Annotated in this window: 18 protein-coding genes; 13 read left to right on the top strand and 5 right to left on the bottom strand. The window is 70.8% G+C overall.

The genetic code is table 11. The features are described from left to right. Window positions 1-194 precede the first annotated feature (194 nt). Genes RM704_RS26500 through ygfZ form a run of 3 tightly spaced genes read left to right on the top strand, consistent with a single transcriptional unit; the run spans window position 195 to window position 2,199 of the window. Complete coding sequence (locus tag RM704_RS26500) at window positions 195-770, top strand: heme-binding beta-barrel domain-containing protein (RefSeq protein WP_033526013.1); 576 nt, start codon at window positions 195-197, stop codon at window positions 768-770. Window positions 771-785: 15 nt separating this feature from the next. Then, a complete protein-coding gene (locus RM704_RS26505; RefSeq protein WP_033526012.1) occupies window positions 786-1,223 on the top strand; it encodes a Fur family transcriptional regulator in 438 nt (145 codons plus the stop codon). Between the two features lie 10 nt (window positions 1,224-1,233). Further along, the gene (ygfZ, locus tag RM704_RS26510) at window positions 1,234-2,199 is read left to right on the top strand and encodes a CAF17-like 4Fe-4S cluster assembly/insertion protein YgfZ (RefSeq protein ID WP_033526011.1); all 966 of its coding nucleotides are present in this window, start codon (window positions 1,234-1,236) and stop codon (window positions 2,197-2,199) included. Window positions 2,200-2,227: 28 nt separating this feature from the next. Here the strand turns inward: ygfZ and dtd are convergent, their stop codons facing one another. After that, window positions 2,228-2,653 carry a D-aminoacyl-tRNA deacylase gene (dtd, locus tag RM704_RS26515; protein WP_033526071.1) on the bottom strand — a complete coding sequence of 142 codons (426 nt, stop codon included), beginning with the start codon at window positions 2,651-2,653 and terminating at the stop codon, window positions 2,228-2,230. Between the two features lie 216 nt (window positions 2,654-2,869). Here dtd and RM704_RS26520 point away from each other — a divergent pair, with 216 nt between their 5' ends. The 3 genes from RM704_RS26520 to RM704_RS26530 all read left to right on the top strand — a co-directional run bounded on the left by RM704_RS26520 (window position 2,870) and on the right by RM704_RS26530 (window position 6,307). Continuing rightward, window positions 2,870-3,511, top strand: coding sequence for an RsiG family protein (locus RM704_RS26520; RefSeq protein ID WP_033526010.1), 642 nt, complete (start codon window positions 2,870-2,872; stop codon window positions 3,509-3,511). A 260-nt stretch (window positions 3,512-3,771) separates the two neighbouring features. Next, window positions 3,772-5,037, top strand: a complete 1,266-nt coding sequence (locus RM704_RS26525) for a GNAT family N-acetyltransferase (RefSeq protein WP_033526009.1) — start codon at window positions 3,772-3,774, stop codon at window positions 5,035-5,037. A 349-nt stretch (window positions 5,038-5,386) separates the two neighbouring features. After that, the gene (locus RM704_RS26530; protein ID WP_192829602.1) at window positions 5,387-6,307 is read left to right on the top strand and encodes a winged helix-turn-helix domain-containing protein; all 921 of its coding nucleotides are present in this window, start codon (window positions 5,387-5,389) and stop codon (window positions 6,305-6,307) included. Window positions 6,308-6,332: 25 nt separating this feature from the next. On the opposite strand, the gene RM704_RS26535 is transcribed toward RM704_RS26530, so the two are convergent. Next, window positions 6,333-6,524 carry a hypothetical protein gene (locus tag RM704_RS26535; RefSeq protein ID WP_033526007.1) on the bottom strand — a complete coding sequence of 64 codons (192 nt, stop codon included), beginning with the start codon at window positions 6,522-6,524 and terminating at the stop codon, window positions 6,333-6,335. Window positions 6,525-6,774: 250 nt separating this feature from the next. Here RM704_RS26535 and RM704_RS26540 point away from each other — a divergent pair, with 250 nt between their 5' ends. The 5 genes from RM704_RS26540 to RM704_RS26560 all read left to right on the top strand — a co-directional run bounded on the left by RM704_RS26540 (window position 6,775) and on the right by RM704_RS26560 (window position 13,169). Further along, on the top strand, window positions 6,775-7,638 hold the full coding sequence (locus RM704_RS26540) for a GntR family transcriptional regulator (RefSeq protein WP_078937012.1): 864 nt from the start codon (window positions 6,775-6,777) through the stop codon (window positions 7,636-7,638). Between the two features lie 38 nt (window positions 7,639-7,676). Next, window positions 7,677-8,396 carry an HAD family hydrolase gene (locus RM704_RS26545; protein ID WP_033526005.1) on the top strand — a complete coding sequence of 240 codons (720 nt, stop codon included), beginning with the start codon at window positions 7,677-7,679 and terminating at the stop codon, window positions 8,394-8,396. Window positions 8,397-9,079: 683 nt separating this feature from the next. Beyond that, a complete protein-coding gene (locus tag RM704_RS26550; RefSeq protein WP_311591314.1) occupies window positions 9,080-10,147 on the top strand; it encodes a phosphotransferase in 1,068 nt (355 codons plus the stop codon). A 10-nt stretch (window positions 10,148-10,157) separates the two neighbouring features. Continuing rightward, complete coding sequence (locus RM704_RS26555) at window positions 10,158-10,781, top strand: TetR family transcriptional regulator (RefSeq protein WP_033526002.1); 624 nt, start codon at window positions 10,158-10,160, stop codon at window positions 10,779-10,781. A 78-nt stretch (window positions 10,782-10,859) separates the two neighbouring features. Beyond that, complete coding sequence (locus RM704_RS26560; RefSeq protein ID WP_033526001.1) at window positions 10,860-13,169, top strand: HelD family protein; 2,310 nt, start codon at window positions 10,860-10,862, stop codon at window positions 13,167-13,169. Between the two features lie 243 nt (window positions 13,170-13,412). Here the strand turns inward: RM704_RS26560 and RM704_RS26565 are convergent, their stop codons facing one another. From RM704_RS26565 to RM704_RS26575, 3 genes are all read right to left on the bottom strand, one after another. Continuing rightward, complete coding sequence (locus tag RM704_RS26565; protein ID WP_052145906.1) at window positions 13,413-14,309, bottom strand: nitroreductase/quinone reductase family protein; 897 nt, start codon at window positions 14,307-14,309, stop codon at window positions 13,413-13,415. Window positions 14,310-14,881: 572 nt separating this feature from the next. Next, window positions 14,882-15,481 (bottom strand): DinB family protein, encoded by a 600-nt coding sequence (locus tag RM704_RS26570; protein WP_033526000.1) that lies wholly within the window; start codon window positions 15,479-15,481, stop codon window positions 14,882-14,884. Between the two features lie 215 nt (window positions 15,482-15,696). Further along, window positions 15,697-16,620 (bottom strand): GNAT family N-acetyltransferase, encoded by a 924-nt coding sequence (locus tag RM704_RS26575; RefSeq protein ID WP_052145905.1) that lies wholly within the window; start codon window positions 16,618-16,620, stop codon window positions 15,697-15,699. Between the two features lie 486 nt (window positions 16,621-17,106). Between RM704_RS26575 and RM704_RS26580 the strand changes: the two genes are divergently transcribed. Next, window positions 17,107-17,637 carry a toxin-antitoxin system HicB family antitoxin gene (locus RM704_RS26580; protein WP_033525999.1) on the top strand — a complete coding sequence of 177 codons (531 nt, stop codon included), beginning with the start codon at window positions 17,107-17,109 and terminating at the stop codon, window positions 17,635-17,637. A gap of 166 nt (window positions 17,638-17,803) precedes the next feature. Continuing rightward, window positions 17,804-18,640, top strand: coding sequence for a DUF4097 family beta strand repeat-containing protein (locus RM704_RS26585; protein ID WP_033525998.1), 837 nt, complete (start codon window positions 17,804-17,806; stop codon window positions 18,638-18,640). Window positions 18,641-18,672: the final 32 nt, after the last annotated feature.

Genomic DNA, 18,672 nt, shown 5'->3' on the forward strand with positions numbered 1-18,672 from the left:
TGTGTGCTTACCGCACGTCTCCCGCTCAATCGAGGAGCACCTCGTGATCATCTTCTTCGAGACCCTGCTGGTCCTGGTCGCCGTCGGCGTTCTCGCCTTCACCGGCCTGGCCGTGAAGAAGCTGTACCAGGGCCAGCGCTGACCCGCGTCCGACCGACGCCCAGGACCTCCAGGACTCCCAGGAACCGCCACTCATGATCGAGATCCCGTCCGACCTCCACAAGGACCTCGTCCCCCTCGCCTTCCTGCTCGGCGACTGGGCCGGCGCGGGCGTCCACGACTTCCCCGGCTCCGAGAAGTGCAACTTCGGCCAGGAGGTCACCTTCACCCACGACGGACGGGACTTCCTGGAGTACCGCTCCCACACCTGGGTGCTGGACAAGGACGGCAACAAGGTACGGCCGCTGGAGACCGAGTCCGGGTTCTGGCGGGTGGACGCCGACCGCAAGGTCGAGATCGTCATGACCCGTGACGACGGTGTCGTCGAGGTCTGGTACGGCGAGCTGGCCAAGCAGAAGCCGCAGATCGACCTGGTCACGGACGCGGTCGCGCGTACGGCGGCCTCCGGTCCCTACAGCGGCGGCAAGCGGCTGTACGGCTATGTGAACAGCGACCTGATGTGGGTCGGCGAGAAGTCCACCCCCGACGTCGAGCTGCGCCCCTACATGTCCGCGCACCTGAAGAAGGTCGTCACCGCCGAGGACGTCGAACGCTGGGCCAAGGCCCTCCCGGACGACATGCCGGACGACGGCATCGCGTTCTTCAAGTAGTCCTAGACTCGTGGTGTGGTGAGCACCGACTGGAAGAGCGACCTCAGGCAGCGCGGCTACCGGCTGACGCCGCAGCGGCAACTCGTGCTCGAAGCCGTGGACGCCCTGGAGCACGCGACCCCCGACGACATCCTCGTGGAAGTGAGGAAGACGGCGTCGGGGGTCAACATCTCCACGGTCTACCGGACCCTGGAGCTGCTGGAGGAGCTCGGGCTGGTCAGCCACGCCCATCTGGGGCACGGGGCACCGACCTACCACCTGGCCGACCGGCACCACCACATCCATCTGGTCTGCCGCGACTGCGAGAACGTCATCGAGGCCGATGTCTCGGTGGCGACGGACTTCACGACGAAGCTGCGCGAGACCTTCGGGTTCGACACCGACATGAAGCACTTCGCGATCTTCGGCCGGTGCGAGAGCTGCACCCTCAAGGCTTCAAGTACCAAGTCGTAGGCTTAGGCATATGAAAAGCCCTCTGCTGTCCCTGTCCGGCGCCGTCCCCGCCGAGGGCGTGGACGAAGGCGTCGCCGCCCATTACGGCGACCTGTTCCGTGAACAGCGCGCCCTCGCCGACGGCACCGGATTCGTCGACCTCTCCCACCGGGGCGTGATCGCCGTCTCCGGGGAGGACCGGCTCAGCTGGCTGCACCTGCTGCTCACCCAGCACGTCAGCGAGCTCCCCACCGGCGAGGCCACCGAGGCGCTGATCCTCTCCGCCAACGGGCACATCGAGCACGCCCTGTACCTGGTCGACGACGGGACCACGGTCTGGGCGCACGTCGAGCCCGGCACCCAGGAGGCGCTGCTCGCGTATCTGGAGTCGATGAAGTTCTTCTACCGGGTCGAAGTGGCCGACCGGACGGGCGACTTCGCCCTCGTCCACCTCCCGGCCGGTTCGATCGCCGAGGTCCCGGAGGGCACGGTCGTCCGCGAGACGCCGTACGGCCGGGACCTGTTCCTCCCGCGCGCGGACCTGGAGTCGTACGCGGAGAAGACGGGCCCCGCCGTCGGCCTGCTCGCCTACGAGGCGCTGCGGGTCGAGCACCACCGGCCCCGTCTCGGCTTCGAGACCGACCACCGCACCATCCCGCACGAGCTGGGCTGGATCGGGACGGCGGTGCACCTCCAGAAGGGCTGCTACCGGGGTCAGGAGACCGTCGCCCGCGTCCAGAACCTCGGCAAGCCCCCGCGCCGGCTCGTCTTCCTGCACCTGGACGGCAGCGACGTGCACCTCCCGCCGCGCGGCGCGGAGATCCGTCTGGCGGACGACGGCGCCGAGGGCCGCAAGCTGGGCTTCGTCACCACCTCGGCACGCCACCACGAACTGGGGCCGGTCGCCCTGGCCCTGGTCAAGCGCAACATCCCGGTGGACGCGAGGCTCCTGGCGGACACGACGGCGGCGGCCCAGGAAGTGGTGGTCGAGCCGTAGGCGTCCGCGCTCGGGCTTCCGGGGCGTCCTACATCTCCAGCAGCACGGTGAACGGCCCGTCGTTCGTCAGTGAGACCCGCATGGACGCCCCGAACCGCCCGGTCGCCACCGTCGCCCCCAGCGCCCGCAACTGTGCGACGACCTCGTCCACCAAGGGTTCGGCGACATCACCGGGCGCCGCCGCGTTCCAGGTCGGCCGCCGGCCCTTGCGCGCGTCCCCGTACAGCGTGAACTGGCTGATCACCAGGAGCGGCGCGTCCACGTCGCTGCACGACCTCTCGTCGTGCAGCATCCGCACGGACCACAGTTTGCGCGCCAGCTGCGCCGCCTTCTCCTTGGTGTCGTCGTGCGTCACCCCCACGAGGACGCACAGCCCCTCGCCCTCGATCGCCCCGACCGTCTCACCGTCCACGACGACACTCGCGCCGTCGACCCTCTGCACCACCGCACGCATGCCGACCATCATGCCGCCGCCGTCCATCAGCCGTACGCCAGGGGGTCCTCCTTACGGGGGGTTTGTGATCACAGGGGTTTGAAGAGTGCTTTGCCCGGTCTTTCTCATTGATCCATTACCGACCATCTGGGGTGGATCGCGTGGACTCGGTCACAAAGCGGCCACGGAGAGTGGCACGATGCTCACACACACCGGTCGAGGGGACGGTTGAGGCGCATGAGCACATCGAGTATGGGGCAGCCCCCGGGGACTGCCACGTCTACCCGTACGACTCCGGGGCCCGGCCCCGGAGTCCGTCGGCCACCGGTCCAGCGCACGGACAGCGGACCACTGCCGCCGCCGGACCCGGCCGAGCACGAGTTGTTCCGGCTGCGGCTGCCCGAACTGCGCACCCTGCGCAGGGACGCCCAGCGGGACGAGGCCGACCTCAGTTATCTGCGGCGGCTGCTTCAGGGCCGTATCGACATCCTGCGCGCCGAACTGGCCCGCAGGGGCGGTGCGGCGGACCCCGCGGCGCGGGGCTCGACAGAGCCCTCGGCGCTCGTCGACCGGCTCTCGGCGATCCTCACGGACGCCCCGGCCCGGCACCGTTCGTCGGCCCGCCATGTCACCGTGGGCACGCCGCACGGGGAGGAGCACCGCCGGCTGGCCGCCGAGATGCTGGACGAGGTCGCACTCTCCGACCTCGAAGCCCGCACCGACGACGAACTCACCGCGGGTCTCGCTCGACTCGTCCACCACGAGCAGCAGATCTCCGGCCGCCGCCAGCACCTGCAACGCACCGCGGACGACTGCAGCGCCGAGATCGCCCGCCGCTACCGGGAGGGCGAGGCCCAGGTGGACGACCTGCTGACGTAGGGGGCGCGTTGTCGGCTGCGGCCCCGGTGGGGGCTGGTCGCGCAGTTCCCCGCGCCCCTGAAAAAGCGGGGCCGCGCCCCTGCTTTTCCGGCCTGAAAGGCCGGAGGCCTCTCAGGGGCGCGGGGAACTGCGCGAGAAGCCCCCACCGGACGGACGCCTGGGGGTCGAAGGGGCGCAGTCCCTTCAGGGTGGGACGGGTAGGGGCGGCGGGGGTGAAAAACCCGGAGACACCCGCGCCGGCACCCCCCTAGCGTGACCCCATGAGCCCCTCCCACGACACAGCCGTACGCCCCGTCACCGAGGACGAGATCCCGGCCTGGCTGAACGCTCTGAACATAGGCTTCCTCCGAGCCCCGGAGACCCTGACCCCCCAGGAGCTCAAGGACCGCTCGTTCCACATAGACCCGTCCCGGACGCTCGCCGCGTTCGACCCCACCGCCCCCGCCGGCCAGCCCGTCGCGACCTTCCGCTCGTTCCCCCAGGAGCTCACCGCCGTGGGCGGCCGCGCCGTCCCCGCCGACGCCATCTCGAACGTCACGGTCAGCCCCACCCACCGCCGCCGAGGCCTCCTCACCCGGATGATGGCCCACGACCTCACCGCCGCGAAGGACCGCGGAGACGTCGTCGCCACCCTGATCGCCGCCGAGTACCCCATCTACGGCCGCTACGGCTTCGGCCCCGCCACGTGGACCACCGAGTGGACCATCGACGTCCCCCGCACCGGCCTGGACCCCCGCTGGTCCGGCCCGGCGGACGGCGGCCGGGTCGACCTCGTCGACGGCGCGACCGTACGCGCCCTCGGCCCCGCCCTCCACGACCGTCTGCGCGCCGCCCAGCCCGGCGCGGTGAGCCGCGACGAGCGCTGGTGGCGGATCAACACCGGTGATCTGCGGGTCCACGGCGACTGGACCGAACCGTTCTACGCGGTGTACCGCTCGGCGACCGGCGAGGTCGAGGGCCTGGTCTCCTACGAGGCGGACGACACCTGGCGGATGAAGCAGCCGCAGAACACGGCCGACGTCAACTGGCTGATCGCGACGACCCCGGCCGCCGAGCGTGCCCTGTGGCACTACCTCTGCTCGATCGACTGGATCACCAAGGTCAAGTGCGGCTGGCGCGCCCCCGACGACCTTCTGCCGCACTTCTTCCCCGACCCGCGCGCCGTGAGTGTCACCACCCACGCGGACTGGCTGTGGGTACGGATCCTGGACGTCGTACGGGCGCTGGAGGCGCGTACGTACGCGGGGACCGGGACGTTGGTGCTGGAGGTCGTGGACAGGGACGGCTTCGCGGGCGGACGGTACCGGCTGGACGCCGGCCCGGACGGGGCGAGTTGTGTGCCGACGAGCGAGGACGGCGACCTCGTTCTGGAAGCCGCGGACCTGGCGACGCTGTGGCTGGGCGACGAGTCGGCCGTACGGCTCGCCGCGCTCGGCCGGGTGCGGGAACAGCGGAAGGGCGCCGCCTCCGTGGCCGACGCCCTGCTGCGGACGTCCAGGCGCCCATGGTGCCCGGACATCTTCTGAGGCCTGTGGGGCCTCTGGGGACCTTTCTCGGTGTGTGCGGGTATCCGTAGCTGTTCACTTACTTCGGTGCTGAGCTGTTCAGTTGTGGTTGTGGCTGCGCATTCAGTTGTGGCTGAACCATTCAGTTGTGACGGTGCGAACCGGTCGAACTCCCGGCTCCCCTCCGGAAGGGAGGTCGATCGGTCGGTCTGCGGGATGGTCGGTGGCAGTTGCCGGAGTCACCAACCGTCCGAAAGTTTGACCATGTTGCGAAAGTTGGCGACCAACTTCACCTTACTTATCTCCGCTTGGAGTCGGCTCATAACCACCTTCCCACGAACTGCCCAAAGATGGCGAGAAGTTGTAGTGTTTGTGCGTGGAGCGGGAACGCACGGCCGTCGATGGACGGAAGTCGTCACAGCGGCCCCAGAGGTCACACCACGAGGTGGCCGACGTGTTGCGCGGCCGGATCAGGTCCGGCGAGCTGCGACCGGGACAGCGCATGCCCACACAGGCGAAGCTGGCGGACGAGTTCGGCGTCGAGCGCGGAGCCGTGCGGCAGGCCTTGCGCATCCTGCAGTCGGAGCACCTGCTCACCAACGTTTCCAAGGGCAGTCCGGCGACTGTCGCCCCACGTGTGGGCGCGGCGGCCGTCGGCGGTCCGGGGGCCGCCCCACGGCCGACGATGGTGGAGCTTGCCCCTCGCATATCCGCCGCCTTCGCGGCGCCGCATGTGAAGATCGACGCCCTCTGCCTGACCTCCGTGTCCCTCACGCTCGCCGTGGGTGAGCCGTTGCGCGAGATTCACGCGGGGCGCATAAAACCGGCCAGGGTCGATGTCCGGGTGATGCTGCCCAGCCGCGACATCCCGCTCGCCTTCCCGGCCCCGGTCGACGCGTCGGTCGACGGCCGGCTGCAGCGCCGCTGGCTCGCCCAGCGCAACGCCCAGGGTCAGGTGCTCAAGCACAATCTGCTGGCCCTGCGGTCCACGCACGGTGTGGACGTCCGTGTCTCCTTCCGGGCCCTGCCCTTCACCCCGCCCGTGAAGCTGTACCTCCTCAACGGCCAGGAGGCGCTGTTCGCGTACTACACGGTGCAGCGGAAGGAGGCCGAAGTGGACAGTGAGCAGCTGGAGATGTACGACGCCGAGGGCACCCAGTCCACCCTGTTCGCGTTCGAGCGGAGCGTGGGTGCCGCCGCGCCCCGGGACACGACCTTCGTCGACCAGTCCCGCCTGTGGTTCGACGCGCTCTGGGAGACCATCAGCTCGGACCTGCTGCTCACGAGCTGACGGCCGCGACCACCGGCTGACGGCATCACATCGCCGGTCCGGCGAACATCAGCGCGAGGATGACCGCGCCGATCGAGCTGCACGTGTGGTTGTTCGCCTTCAGCCCGACGGTGAGGAACAGCAGGCCGACGATTCCCATGGTGCCGTAGCGCCACTCGACGAAGCGCTGGAGGGCGACGACGGCGAGGGCGGAGACGAGGGCGATGGCAGCGGGCATGGTGGTACCTCCTCCGAGGGGCTGGCGCGGGCGGGGCGGTGCGGGACGAGCGGTGGAGAACTGCGGAGTGCAGTGGAGTGCAGTGGAGAGCAGTGGAGAAAGCCGGAGAACTTTGCCAACTTCGCCAAGTTGGCAACCAACTTAGTTTAAATGGTTCCCACTTGGTCCATGTTCATAACCACCTTCCCGTGAACTCCCCAAAGATGGGTGAGAGTTGTAGCGTTTGGTCGTGACCCAGGAGAACGTTGCAGTGAACGGCAGCAGAAAGCTCTCGTCCCAGGAGATCGCCGCGACCTTGCGGGACCGCATCCGCGGCGGCGACCTCAGGCCCGGCGAGCGCCTGCCCACCCAGGCCGAACTGGCGGAGGAGTTCGGCGTGGAGCGCGGTACGGTCCGTCAGGCCCTGCGCGCCCTGCAGGACGACGGGCTGCTGAGCAACGTGAGCAAGGGGAGCCCGCCCCGGGTCGCCGAGGTCGGCCACTCCGCGGGCCACGAGCCGCAGCCGACGATGGTGGGCCTCGGCCCCCGCCTGTCCGAGGCCTTCTCCGCGCCGCACGTCCGCGTCGACGCGGCCTGCCTCACCGCCGAGACCCTGATGCTGGCCCTCGGAGAACCAGTGCGCCGTATCCATGAGGGAACGATCCGTCCGGAGTCCATCGACGTCCGCATCCTGCTCCCCTCCCGGAAGATCAACCTGGCGTTCCCGGTGCCGGTGGAGGGGCGCGGCGAGGACGACGAGGAGGACCCCGTCCACAAGCGCTGGCTCGACCAGCGCAACGCCCAGGTCCGCGTCCTGCGCCACAACCTCCAGGCCCTGCGCACCTCGCACAAGCTCGACGTCCGCGTGACCTTCCGGGCCCTCCCCTTCACGCCGCCCGTCAAGCTCTACCTCCTCAACGGCCAGGAGGCGCTGATCGCGTACTACATGCTCATGAAGCGCGAGGAGCAGATGGCCGACGGCCCCCTGGAGATGTACGACGCCTTCGGCACCCAGTCCCTCCTCTTCTCCTTCGAGAAGGGGACCGGCCCCCGCGACGCCGCCTTCGTCGATCAGTCCCAGCAATGGTTCAACGCCCTCTGGGAAACCATCACGACGGACCTGACACTCTCCTAGTGACTCCTGACACGGCTGATACGGCGCAGACTGAACCGGTGACGGAAGAGACAGACTCCCTTCGAGAACTGATCACCCCTGTCCGCTTCGTGCTCTGGGACCTGGACGGGCCGATCTGTCGACTGTTCTCCGGGCATCCCGCGCACCAAGTAGCCCGAGATCTGGTCGCGTTGATCGACCGGCGCGGGCTGGGCGGTCTGCTGACGGAGTCGGAGCGGAGTACGGCCGACCCTCAGGTGGTTCTCCTGGGTCTGGGCCGGCGCCACCCGAGCAGCGACCTGATCATCGACGTGGAGAAGTGGCTCACCCAGCAGGAGCTGACCGCCGCGCCGAAGGCGTACCCCACCACCTGGGCCGACCCGCTCATCCGGACCTGGTCGCGGCGGGCCAGGTTCGCCATCACGACCAACAACTCGGCGCTCGCGGCGGCCCGTTACATCGCGACGCGGGGCCTCACCGACTGCTTCCCGTACATCTACGGCCGTACGCGCGACCTCGACCGTATGAAGCCGGACCCCCACACCCTGCGCCAGGCCCTCACCGCGATGGGCGCCGAACCGTCCCGTTCCCTGATGCTCGGCGACGCCCCCACCGATTTCGAGGCCGCCCGCGAGGCCGGCGTCGCCTTCCTGGGCTACGCGCGTAACGAACGCAAGCTCAAGGCTCTCCTCGAAGCGGGCGTTCCCCTCTCCCACACGGTGAACTCCCTGAAGCCGGTCCTGGACGTCCTCCGCACGCACCTGCCGGATCAGGCCTGAACCATCAGGAGGACGAAGAGGAGGGCCGTCCACCAGGCCAGTCGCGCCTGGCCGACCCGGAGGGCCACGGCCACGACGACCAGCAGGAGGAGCCCGAGAGGGCCGAGGGTCCGCCCGACCAGATGGGCCGCGACGAAGCAGCGGAACCCCCGGCGCCGGTACCGCGGAAGCCGCGGCCTCGTCCTCGTACCGCGTGACGATGTCGCTCGCCGTGCGCAGGACGGCGGGGTCGAGCACATTCCACTTCTCCCGTGCCATGGCCTTGATCTCCATGGCAGACAGGCCGGGTCGACCGTCCGGCGAACAGGTCGCAGACCGGGCCGTCGAAGTCGAGGAGGACGGCTCGGGCCCTGCCGAGCAGCCGCCGCGGTCGGAGCGGCTCGGTCGTCTCGTCGAGCGTGGGGTTCATGGCAGTCATCGTGATCAGTGTGGTGCAGCCGACCGCCCGCCTCCGGGCTGAGACACCTTCGGACAGTCGCGCGACGCGTGTCAGTACGGGGCCGGGCGCGTGAGCGTTCAACCGGTGGACCGCCACCTGCCAATGCCCGGCTTCTGGCACGATGCTCGCCCACGGAGGAGTACCGTGCCTCCACTTCCTGGATTTCACCACGGGTGCGACCACGGCGAGAGAACGGGCAATGCCAGCTGATTCGGATTCCACGGGGCGGCGCCGCGCCGGTGAGATGAGTGCCGACCCGGGTGGGGTGGAGGGACCGCTCAGCGGCTACCACCACGAGACCTATGTCTTCCGCCTGCCCGCCGAGTCCGCCGTCGGTGGGGGCGGACGCTGGAAGTGCCGTGAGCCGCGCGAGAGCCTGCTGTGGTTCGACCGACGCTGCTTCGACTCGGAGGAGCGCCTGCTCACCGAGCTCAAGGGGCGCATCGACAACATTCCCGACCTCATCGAGGTGGAGGGCACCGTCCTCCAGCGGTTCATCGAGGGAGAGACGCTCGGAGAGCTTCACCCGTCCGGCACGACGGTGCCCGACGAGGAGTTCGAGCAGATCCTCACCCTGTTCGGGCAACTGGTCGCCGTCCGCCCCCGGACCCTGCTGGTGAAGCGGAGGTGCGAGAGGCGGGACCGCGCGCGGGAGGGCGACAGCGCGGGCTTCCTCGAACGGCTGATCTGCTTCACCGAGGACCGGGTGTACGGGGACAACCTCCCGCAGTACGGCGACCTGTTCGCGGCCCTGAACCTGGACTCCGACTCCTTCAAGCAGCTCAGGAAGCACGTGTCAGGCCTGCGGGAGCGCCCCTTCTGCCTCCTGCACGCCGACCTGCACCGAGAGAACCTCATCGTCGACCGCGACCGCCGCCTCTGGGCCATCGACTGGGAACTCGCGATGTTCGGCGACCCGCTCTACGACCTCGCCACCCATCTCTACCTGATGCGCTACCCGCCGGACCAGGAACGGCGGATGAAGGAACGCTGGTGGGCGCTCGTGGAGGGCGTCCGGTCGGGAAGCTCCCGGGGCTGGCAGGAGGACCTGCCGAAACTCCTCGACTACAAGAAGGCGCAGTCGGTGTTCACCGACGTCATCCGCACCTCGCAGGCGCTGCGCCTGGCGACGCCCACGGTGGACCCCACGGCGTACCGGTCCCTGCTCCGCCGGGCGAGCCGGACGGTCCGGGACGTGCTGAGCAGGGGCGCGTACCCCTTGGGTGTCGAGAAGGTCCCGGAGGTGCCGGCGATCGAAGCCGCGCTGACCCGGTGGCTTCGGGCGCGCGCCGGCGGTGCCCAGGGGTCCTAGGCTCGACGCCATGAGTGAGAGCGGGAGCGGGCTGCGGGAGCGCAAGAAGCGGCGGACGTACGAGACGGTGTCGGACGTGGCGATCCGGCTGTTTCTGGAGAAGGGGTTCGACGCGGTGTCCGTGGCCGAGGTGGCCGCGGCGGCGGAGATCTCGAAGCCGACGCTCTTCCGGTACTTCCCGGCGAAGGAGGACCTCGTCCTGTACCGGATCGCCGATCACGAGGACGAGACGGCGCGGGTGGTCGCGGGGAGGGCCGAGGGCGAGTCGGTGGTCGGGGCCGTACGGGCGCACTTTCTGGCGGGGCTGGCCCGTCGGGACCCGGTGACCGGGCTGAGCGACCATCCCCAGGTGCTCGCCTTCCACCGGCTGCTCTACGGGACGCCGTCGCTGGTCGCGCGGGCGTACGGCCATCTGGAGCGGGCCGAGGCCGCGCTGGCCGAGGTGCTCGGGGGCGGGCTCGACGCGCGGGTCGCCGCCGGGCAGATCGTGACCGTACGGCGGGTGCTCGCGGAGGAGAACCGGCGGCGGGTGGAGCGGGGGGATCCGCTGGAGGAGGTCGAGCGGGATGCCGTCGCCGCTGCCGAGCGGGTGTTCGGGCGGCTGGAGGAGGCCCTGCCGCTCGGCATGCGCTGAGGGTGGGGTGCCCGTTGCGAGCGGGTGATCCTCGGTAAGAAATGTAACTCGGTTGCGTTTTTCGGTACGCTCGGCGGAATGACGCCTCGCGAAACTGCTGACCCTGCCCTCGGCCCCGCCGACGACCCCGCCCTTCTCCCGGACGTCCTGGCCCACGAACGCGCGTACCACGACACCTGCCGTGCCGCTCTCGCCGCCATGGTCGAAGGGGCGGGCGAGCAGGTCGTCGTCGGCGAGGACGTCTCCGCCTCGGGCGCCGACGCGGAGGTGCTCGGGTACCGGCTGCGCAGCCGAGCCAAGGAGATGCGTGAGCTGCCGGAGGGGCCGCTGTTCTTCGGGCGGCTCGACTTCGCCGCTCGGGCCCGGAGCGACCACGCCGGGCAGAGCTACCACCTCGGGCGGCTGCGGATCAGCGAGGACCCTGCCGTGCCGCCGCTCGTCGTGGACTGGCGCGCACCGGTGTCACGGGCCTTCTACCAGGCGAGCTCCCGTGATCCCCAGGGAGTCGCCGTCCGGCGTCGCTTCGGGTGGGCGCCGGGGAGCCGGGGGGACTCGGCCGACCTCACGGGGCTTGAGGACGAGCACCTGGAACGCCGTGGCCCCTCGGACGGCCTGGAGCCGGAGTCCGGCCACGGCGCCGGCCCCGACCCCGCGTCCGAGTCCGAGTCCACGTCCGAGTCCGACATCGGCGATGGTGCTGGTACTGGAGCTGGAGCTGGCACGTCCTCCCCGGGCAGCCTCCTCGCCGCCGAGATCGAGCGGCCTCGGCTCGGTCCGATGCGGGACATCGCCGCCACCATCCAGCCGGAGCAGGACGATCTGGTGCGGGCGGATCTGGCGACCTCCGTCTGCGTGCAGGGCGCCCCCGGCACCGGCAAGACGGCCGTCGGGCTGCACCGCGCCGCGTACCTGCTCTACACCCACCCCCAGCGCATCCGCCGCGGCGGACTGCTGATCCTCGGCCCCAACCGCACCTTCCTCTCGTACATCGCGGAGGTGCTGCCCGCGCTGGGTGAGACGGGCGTACGTCAGTCGACGGTCACGGACGAGATCGCCCGGCACGAGGTGACGGCGGAGGACGACGAGCGGGCGGCGGTGGTGAAGCACGACGCGCGGATGGCGGAGGTGCTCCGACGGGCGCTGTACGCCGGCGTCGCGGGCGGCGGCGGGTCCGGGGACCGGTCGGGGCGGGGGAAGGCGTCGGAGCGTGGGGAGGTGTTCGGCTCCCTTGTCCTGGCGGAGGGCTCGTACCGCTGGCGGGTGGCCGGGGACGAACTGCGGCAGATCGTGGCGGACGTCCGGGCCGAGGAACTGCCGTACGACGTCGGGCGGGAGCGGGTCCGGGCACGGGTGGTCCGGTTGCTGCAGGACCAGGCGGAGCGGCGGGCCGGGCCGCGCCCGAACGCCTGGCTGTACCGGATCTCGCGGTCGCGGCCGGTCGGCGCGTACGTCGACGCCGTGTGGCCGAAGGTCCGGCCGGAGGAGGTCGTGGCCCGGCTGCTCGGGGACCCGGAGGTGCTCGCCGACGCGGCGGAGGGGCTCCTCGACGCGGACGAGCGGAAGGCCGTCGGCTGGGCGAAGCCCCCGCGCACCTGGCGGTCGCCCCGCTGGTCGGCCGCCGATCTCGTCCTCCTCGACGAGGTCGCCGGGCTGCTCGCCCACCCCGACGGCTACGGCCATGTCGTCGTCGACGAGGCCCAGGACCTCTCCCCGATGGAGTGCCGCGCGATCGCCCGTCGAGCGGCCTACGGCTCGGTGACCGTCCTCGGTGACCTCGCCCAGGGGACGACCCCGTGGGCCGCCCGCGACTGGCGCGGCCTCCTCGCCCACCTGGGCAAGCCGGACGCCCAGGTCGTCCCTCTGACCACCGGGTTCCGGGTGCCGCAGGCCGTCGTGGCACTGGCGAACGGGCTGCTGGGACGCCTGGGGGTGGATGTGCCCGCCGCCCGGTCCCTGCGCGGGGACGGGGAGTTGCGGATCAGGAGAGTGGAGGGTGGAGGGGGTGAGAGGGCGGAGACCGGGCCGGTCGCGGTCGACGGGCCGGTCCTGGGTGAGGATGTCGTCGCCGAGGCCGTGGCCGCCGTGCGGGAGGCGCTCGCGCATGAGGGGTCCGTCGGGGTCATCGCGGCCGATGGACCCGACGTCGTACGGCTGCGGCAGGCGCTCGACGAGGCCGGGATCACCGCGGGTGGCCCGGACGAACTGCGGGCGCGGATCACGGTGTTGGGGGCGGGTGTCGCGAAGGGCCTGGAGTACGACCATGTCGTGGTCGTCGAACCGGCGGCGATCGCGGCCGCCGAGGAACGGGGGCTGCACCGTCTGTACGTCGTCCTCACCCGGGCGGTGTCGCGACTGGACGTGGTGCACGCGCGCGCGTTGCCGTGGTGACGGGGGCCGGGGGCCGGGGGCGGTGCGGTGCCCGGGTGGGACGGCCGGGGCGGGGGTGGCCTGGCGTGTTACCGGAAGGCGGCGGAGTCATGACCGTACCGGCACCTCGGTGATCGAGGCCGTGGCTACGGTGAGCGAGTGCCGGTGAGCGGCGGCACGAGCCCGATCTCCCTCCCCCCAGGGGGCTCGTGCGCCGCTCGCCGGTGGTTCACGCGGTCCGACGGGCCCGGCTCCGCGCCCCTCTCACGAGGCCGCGGTCTCGTCCTCGCGCCCCGCCGCCCATTCCGCGGGTTTCGTCGCGGCCTCCAGGAGCGGGATCAACTGCTCCTCCTCGTAGGTGAGATGGGCTTCGAGCTCATCGATGAGGCGCTCCATCTCGGGGAGCACGGCGACGGGGTCGGCGTTCTCGGCGGTCACCACCCGGCGCAGATCCTCGACGAGGGCGGCGATGCGCTCGTGCTCCTCGTGCAGGCGGGCCAGGGTCGGGGCGAGCTCGGGGTGACGTTCGCCGAGGAAGGGGAACAGGCCCATGTCCTCGCCGGTGTGGTGGTTGTGCAGGCCCTGGCAGAAGGTGAGGCAGTTGACGCGGAGCTGGGCGCCGAGGCCGGCCCTGCCGCCACTGGCAGTCAACTCCTTCTTGATCAGGGCGAGTTCGCGGCGGAAGGCGTCATGGACGACCTTGAGTGCCTCGCCCATGGAGTCGGCGTTGACGTTCGGCGGTCCGGCCACGGGCACCTCGCGCAGGGCGACGACCGGGATCGTACGGTCCGTCTTCGCCTGGTACTCCGCCCACCCCGGCTCATCCTCGACGGCCCGCGCGAACGCCCGGTCCCGCTCCTCGTCCCGCAGTACGACGGCCTCGGCCTCGTAGGTGAAGGCCCCGGTCTCCACGGTGACCCGGGGGTGGGCCGTGATGTTCCGGTACCAGTCGGGGTGGTGGGGCGAGCCCCCGGCCGACGCGATGACCAGGATCGTGCCGTCGCCGTCGGGGAGGTAGCCGAGGGGAGTGGTGTGCCGGTTGCCGCTGCGGGCGCCGGTGGTGGTCAGGAGGATCAGACGGGCGCCTTCGAAATAGCCGCCGACCTCGCCGTGACGGGCGCGGAATTCCTCGATGACTTGCTGGTTGAAGGGGTTGGGCATTCTCTGCTTTCGGTGGACGGCGACGTGGTTCGTCGCGGAATTCGGGCATGGGTGATTGCCGCGGCGCGCGGGTCAGCACATTGCCGACAGGAATGCGTGCCGACGGAACGCGTGCCCACGGAATGTGTGCCTGCGCAATGCACGCCGACGGAAGCGGTGTTGATGAGCGCGCGTCGGCGGAATGCGCGGCGCGATACGGCGCGATACGGCGCGATACGGCGCGCTGCGGTGTGGTGTGGTGCAGCGTGAAGGGGGAGTTCGACGCGCGCGACAGGAACACCGAGGGAGAAGAACGGTGTTGGGGAAAGGTGTTAGGCGCGCGGAACTTCAACGGGCGGGCTCCTGGCCCGCCCCGGCCTCACTCGGAGGCCGGGTAACCCATCCGCTCACGGCTCAAGGCCGACCCGGCAGTCATGTGCCCACGATAAGGGGTCGCGGTCGGGCCGGGCAATGTGTATTCGGCCGGAATCCCGGCCGATTCTGAAGAACTGCGGGGCACGCCTGTGGATTTGTCGTGAGGCGTGCCTGTGGGTGCGGTCCAGGGTCGCGCCGCACCCCTTCACGGGCGCGGCTCACGCCTTTCCGTCGGCCTCCTTGGCCGCCCGTTCCAGCCGCTCTCGATAGTCCTCCCACCACGCCGGGTCGTGCGACGGGATGCTGGTGTTGCCCTCGTTCATGCCCACCACACCGTCGATGATTTCCCGGAGGATGTCGGCATGCCCGGCGTGCCTGTGGGTGTCGGCGATCACGCGGACGACGGCGTGGTGCAGCGTCACCTCGTCCCGGTCGTCGGGCCACCACGGCACCCGGCCGACGGTGTCCAGCGGCAGCGCGTCGATGGTCGCGTCCGCGTGTGCCCAGGCTCGGCGGTAGAGGCCCACGATGTCCTCGCGGGACTCGGCGGCGGTGACCCACATGTCCGCGTTGGGCTCGGCGTCGTCGTCGAGCCAGGGCAGGGGCTCGCCCGACGGCCGTCCGAAGGTGTCGCCGAGGTAGCCCAGTTCGACACTGGCGGTGTGCTTCAGCAGCCCCAGGAGGTTGGTGCCGGTCGGCGTCAGCGGGCGGCGGGCGTCATACTCCGACAGCCCGTCGAGCTTCCACAGCAGGGCGTCGCGGGCGGATTGCAGATAGTGGTGGAGGTCGGCCTTGGCGTCCGTGTCGGCAGCGGTCATGACCTCAGTCTCCCGCCCACACGATCTCTGTCCACCGCCTTTCCCACCTCACTGCGTACGTCGACGACTCCGCCGCCGGGCTGTTCGGCCGAGGCCGGGCGCTGATCCACGGACACCGTGCCGCTGATCGCGGGAGGCGTCAGCGTGCTCAGCGTCTGCGTTCTTGTCGCGGATCGGATCCAGGCCGGCGCAGGACCCGCCGTAGCGCGCGATTCTCAGGCGGCTTCGGCTTCGGCTTCGGCTTCGGCTTCTGGCTCGGGCTCGGGCGCGGTGGACGAGAAGTCGTACACCGTGAAGTTGGTGAGCAGGACGTATCCGAGGCGCTGGTACAGGGCGTTGCTGGTGGGGTTGCCGGGGTCCGTGAAGAGCACGACCTCCTTCGCGCCCGCGTCCAGCGCGGCGCGGCTCGCCTCGACCGTGACGGCCCCCGCGTAGCCACGGCCCCGGAGGTGGGCCGGGGTGTAGACGGGATCCACCCTGACCATGCCGCCGACGATCGAGGTCGAGGCCGCCATGGAGACGGGGGTGCCGTCCGGGGTCTCCCAGAACGTGTAGTTACGGTCGCCGAAACGGGAGTCGGTCCAGGCGTCGGCGTCGATCAGGTCGATCGAGTGCTGCTCCCCGACATCGACGCAGAACTCCCGGCACCAGCGGATGACGTGCTCACGGTCCTGCTCGCCCACGATGCGACCCCGGCCCTCCGGGAAGGGGTCCGGTGGGGTGAGCGTGCCCAGACGGTAGAGGTGCAGCCGCGTGGTGACCACCGGCTCCGCGCCCGTCCGCCGCTGCCAGGCCTCGGCGAACGCGGTCGACGCGTCGTGGTCCGCGCTGACGCCGGGTACGGGGTGACCCAGGTCCGCCAGGCGGGCGGCGAGCGCGTCGGCCTGCTCCCGGGTGACGGAGGTGAGGCTCAGGGGGCCGGTCGGGGTGCGCTGGTAGAAGCCGGCATGGACCTCCCCCTCGCGCTCCAGTCGGCCGAAAACGGGTGCTTCGGTGTGCGTGTGCTTTCCGTTCGCTCGGTGCTTCTCGGTCACCGTCAGCTGCATGGTGTGCAGGGCGGGGCGCGAGCGCAGAAACACCCCGGCTCGGGAGAGGAACTCGTGGACGTCTTCGGTGAGGTGCCAGTCATCCGGGCGCATGCCGCATGATTTCCCGCGCTGCCGAGATGCCTCGCGCTTTTCCGCCAGGGTGAGGGTGCAGTGCTCCCATGAGCGGCAGCTCGGGGCGGGACCGTCGGCGCCACGAGGGACGGGGCGCCGGGCGAGGACGCCACCCCGATCGTTGTCCGGAAAACGACGGACGGTCGGTGGGTGTTCACCACCTCCCGGAACGCGCACGGCGCCCCGGCGCCGCCCTCATGGCGCACCCTGGCGTCGCCTCGGCGTCTCGTGGCGCCATTCGACGCCACCTCGGCGCCATCCGATGTCATGTGGTGCCAGTGGAGGTCGATCGCTGGTCGTCCGAGGGGCGTGGGCAACGTGTCGGTGCCTCGTCGTGTGCCGGGCGTGAAAAGGTGCCTGACCTGCGAGGGGTGCATTCTGCCCAACTCCGTCGGTCGCACCGCCGACATCCCGCCTGTGCCACTTCGGCTTCACATGGCGCCATGCATGTGCCATGATGGCGCCATGGACCTCACGCCCTATGTCGACCGCCTCCGCCAGGAGCTCGTCGTCGCCGCCGAGGCCGGCGGTGACGAGGCCCGTGCGCTGGCCGAGCGCCTCGTCGCGCCCCTGGACTCCGCCGCCCGCCTCACCCTTCTCACCGCCCTCTCGGCGGCGATGGGCGAGGTCACCCGAGAGCTGGCTCCGGGCTCGGTCGACGTACGACTCCGTGGCGCCGACCCGGAGTTCGTGGTGACCTTGCCGCCCACGTCGGCTCAGGAGGCGCCCGCGCCCTGGGACGAGGCACCCGCTCCGCCCCCCTTGCCGGAGAGCGACGACGGCGCCTCGGCCCGTATCAACTTCCGCCTCCCGGCCCACCTCAAGGCCCGTCTGGAGGAGGCGGCCGGCCGCGAGGGGCTCTCCGTCAACGCCTGGCTGGTCCGCGCCACCTCCGCCGCCCTCACCCCGGGACCCGGCGCACGCACGGGCCCGCCCCCCGCCCCCGCGCCGAACCGAGCGACCGGCGACCGCAACTTCACCGGCTGGGTCCGCTGAGCCCCTGGAACAGGCCCCGGGCCGCCCACTCGCGGCCGATCCACCCGCAGCCGCAGCCGCGCCAGGGGGCCCCCGGCATCCGTAGAGCCACCCGCCCTCGTACCGGTACTCGCCCTTCAGCCCTCACGCCACCCTCACCCACCCCAGAGAGGACGGGAGATCCGTCATGCCCTCCTACGACACCCCCAAGGCGATCACCGCGATCGTCGAGTACTCCATCGGCAGCACCCGGATCATCGCCTCCGACCGCACCGACACCGTCGTCGACGTCCAGCCCGCCAACCCTTCGTCCGACGCGGACCTCAAGGCCGTCAGCCAGACGAAGGTGACCTGCTCCGGCGGCGTTCTCACGGTGAAGGGCCCGCGCAAGAACTCGCCCTTCGGGAAGGTCGGTGGCATCGACATCACCATCGCCCTGCCGGCCGGCTCCACCCTGGAGGGCACCACCCAGGTCGGTGACTTCCACTGCTCCGGGCGCCTCGGTGAGACCCGGCTGAAGACCTCGGTCGGCGACCTCCACGTCGAGGAGACCGCCGCCGCCCTGCTGAAGAGCGAACTCGGCATGGTCCACCTGGACCGCGCCACCGCCTCGGTCGAGATCATCGCGGCCGGCCGTGTCACCGTCGGCACGGTGGAGCGCGGCCTGGTCGTCAAGAACGGCAACGGCGACACCGAACTCGCCGAGGTCACCGGCACGCTGGAGGTCTCCTCCGCCAACGGCCGTATCGACGTCGGCGCCGCCCACTCCGACGTGGAGGTCAAGTCCGCCAACGGCGGCATCCGGCTGGGCCGGGTCACCCGTGGCAAGGTCACCCTGCGCGGCTCCACCGGCGACCTGGAGGTCGGCATCCCCGAGACGACGGCCGCGTGGCTCGACGTCCACACCAAGGTGGGTGTCCTGCGCAGCGCCCTGGGCTCCGCCGACGGCCCCGGGGACGCCGCCGACACGGTGGAGATCACCGCCCGCACCTCGGTCGGGGACATCCACATCCGCCGGGCCTGACCGCTACGGGCGACGCCGCCCGAAGCCCCCTG

The organism is Streptomyces gottesmaniae, assembly GCF_031845845.1.
Classification (GTDB): Bacteria; Actinomycetota; Actinomycetes; order Streptomycetales; family Streptomycetaceae; genus Streptomyces; species Streptomyces akebiae.

Coding starts and splice junctions, on each gene's coding strand:
- RM704_RS26500 (WP_033526013.1), top strand. CDS start 195: ATGATCGAGATCCCGTCCGACCTCCACAAGGACCTCGTCCCCCTCGCC.
- ygfZ (WP_033526011.1), top strand. CDS start 1,234: ATGAAAAGCCCTCTGCTGTCCCTGTCCGGCGCCGTCCCCGCCGAGGGC.
- dtd (WP_033526071.1), bottom strand. CDS start 2,653: ATGCGTGCGGTGGTGCAGAGGGTCGACGGCGCGAGTGTCGTCGTGGAC.
- RM704_RS26520 (WP_033526010.1), top strand. CDS start 2,870: ATGAGCACATCGAGTATGGGGCAGCCCCCGGGGACTGCCACGTCTACC.
- RM704_RS26525 (WP_033526009.1), top strand. CDS start 3,772: ATGAGCCCCTCCCACGACACAGCCGTACGCCCCGTCACCGAGGACGAG.
- RM704_RS26535 (WP_033526007.1), bottom strand. CDS start 6,524: ATGCCCGCTGCCATCGCCCTCGTCTCCGCCCTCGCCGTCGTCGCCCTC.
- RM704_RS26550 (WP_311591314.1), top strand. CDS start 9,080: ATGAGTGCCGACCCGGGTGGGGTGGAGGGACCGCTCAGCGGCTACCAC.
- RM704_RS26555 (WP_033526002.1), top strand. CDS start 10,158: ATGAGTGAGAGCGGGAGCGGGCTGCGGGAGCGCAAGAAGCGGCGGACG.
- RM704_RS26560 (WP_033526001.1), top strand. CDS start 10,860: ATGACGCCTCGCGAAACTGCTGACCCTGCCCTCGGCCCCGCCGACGAC.
- RM704_RS26565 (WP_052145906.1), bottom strand. CDS start 14,309: ATGCCCAACCCCTTCAACCAGCAAGTCATCGAGGAATTCCGCGCCCGT.
- RM704_RS26570 (WP_033526000.1), bottom strand. CDS start 15,481: ATGACCGCTGCCGACACGGACGCCAAGGCCGACCTCCACCACTATCTG.
- RM704_RS26575 (WP_052145905.1), bottom strand. CDS start 16,620: ATGCGCCCGGATGACTGGCACCTCACCGAAGACGTCCACGAGTTCCTC.
- RM704_RS26580 (WP_033525999.1), top strand. CDS start 17,107: ATGGACCTCACGCCCTATGTCGACCGCCTCCGCCAGGAGCTCGTCGTC.
- RM704_RS26585 (WP_033525998.1), top strand. CDS start 17,804: ATGCCCTCCTACGACACCCCCAAGGCGATCACCGCGATCGTCGAGTAC.